The organism is Blautia sp. 1033sp1_1033st1_G9_1033SCRN_220408 (genome assembly GCF_040929965.1).
Taxonomy (GTDB): domain Bacteria; phylum Bacillota; class Clostridia; order Lachnospirales; family Lachnospiraceae; genus Blautia_A; species Blautia_A ammoniilytica.
The window spans coordinates 1-1,891 of sequence record NZ_JBFKZO010000052.1 but is presented as its reverse complement, the minus strand read 5'-3'; the positions used below and the strand labels follow the sequence as shown (position 1 = coordinate 1,891).

At 42.0% G+C, this 1,891-nt stretch carries 1 protein-coding gene; it reads left to right on the top strand.

The genetic code is table 11. The annotated features are described in order from the left end of the window. The first annotated feature begins 94 nt into the window (after positions 1 to 94). The gene (locus tag AB5916_RS17400; protein WP_368192109.1) at positions 95 to 1,720 is read left to right on the top strand and encodes an IS1182 family transposase; all 1,626 of its coding nucleotides are present in this window, start codon (positions 95 to 97) and stop codon (positions 1,718 to 1,720) included. Positions 1,721 to 1,891: the final 171 nt, after the last annotated feature.

Genomic DNA, 1,891 nt, shown 5'->3' with positions numbered 1-1,891 from the left:
GGGGCTGTCGCACTAACGTGCGGCAGCTCATTTTATATATCCAACACAAAACGCCGAGCTTCGAAAAGCCCGGCGTTCGTGGTATAATCAGTTTATGCGACTAAACAAAATAATACAGAGGGATTATACCTCATTTTCGCTGTATTATCAAATCAAACTTCCGCTGGATTTAGAGATTTCTATTCCATCTGATGATCCAGTTCGTCTGGTAAGTGCCTTTGTGGAGGAAATGGACCTTTCTGAACTATATAAAACTTATGGCAGGATCAGAAAAAATCAGGCAACGCCGCGTCAGATGCTGAAACTCGTTATCTATGCAGCAATGAATCGAATCTACTCAAGTCGAGATATCCGAAAAGCATGTAAACGGGATATCAACTTTATGTATCTCCTTGAAGGAATGCCTGCTCCTGATCATGCAACGATTGCGCGTTTTATCTCCCTACATTTTTCTGCCTGCGCAAAGGTTCTGCTTGCCCAAATGTCAGATCTGCTCTATCTTCTTGGTGAGATTTCGGGAAAGACCATTTTTATTGATGGCACCAAGATTGAATCGGCAGCCAATAAATATACATTTGTATGGAAACGGGCTATTACGAAAAATCAGGCCCGGTTATACACAAAACTAACTTCTTTTGTGGCTGAATGCGAAGAACTCTATGGAATCAGGACCGTATACCATGACCAGATATCCATCCACACATTAAAACGGTTAAAAAAGCAGTTGTGCCGCGTCAAAGTACAGGAGGGAATTGTGTTCGTGCATGGAATTGGACGTAGAAAAACACAGTTGCAGAAATCCCTGGAACAGCTGGATCAATATCTGGAGAAACTAAAGGAATATACGAAAAAACTGTATACGCTTGGAGATAGAAACAGTTATTCCAAAACAGACCCGGATGCGACCTTCATGAGAATGAAAGAAGATGCGATGCTGAATGGACAGTTAAAACCTGCTTATAACATCCAGCACGGAGTGGACTCTGAATACATCACATGGATTGATATTAGCCCGCGTCCAACCGATACATGCACCCTGATCCCTTTTTTGAAAGATATGGAGAGTCACTTAGGATTTAAATATTCAGAAATCGTTGCAGATGCCGGATATGAAAGTGAAGAAAACTATCTTTTCATTGAGGGAAACGGACAGACCGCCTATATAAAGCCGCAGAACTATAAGATTTCGAAAACCCGAAAATATAAAAAAGACATCAGCAGAAGAGAAAACATGGAGTATCACGCAGACAGAGACAGCTATATCTGTCGGAATGGAAGGGAACTGACTGTTACAAATGAACGCAGAAGTAAAACAGCCAGCGGATATGTCAGTGTAAAAACTTATTACAGAAGTCCAGACTGTACCGGCTGTCCTTATAAAACGGAATGTATCAAAGGAAACAACTGCAAAACACCTATGGAAAAACGTAATAAAGTGCTGATGGTCTCGAAGACGATGAGTCAAAAACGTGCAGAAGATCTGGAACGGATCACAAGTGAGTATGGAACGATGCTCCGTATGAATCGCAGTATTCAGGCCGAAGGTTCATTTGCTGATGTAAAGGAAGACATGAATTTTCGAAGATATCTGTACCGAGGAAAAGCAAATGCACTGGCAGAGAGCATCCTTTTGGCGATGGGACGAAATATCAATAAGCTTCATTGCAAGATTCAGACCGGAAGAACGGGGAGTCATCTTTTTTCATTAAAGACAGCATAGATTTTAATGGTTGAAAACAAAACAGTTTGAAATCAGGCATGCCGAAAGGGATGTCTGGGAATGAACTGTGTTTATAAGGGATGGGGGCGAAATCACAACCGATTTCGCCCCCATTTGGGCATAAAGCAAGGCTGCCGCCCAGCAAAAAATATTTGCTAGTGCGACAGTCCC

Excerpts from the sequence above, each read along its gene's own strand:
- AB5916_RS17400 (WP_368192109.1), top strand. The coding sequence starts at position 95 with ATGCGACTAAACAAAATAATACAGAGGGATTATACCTCATTTTCGCTG.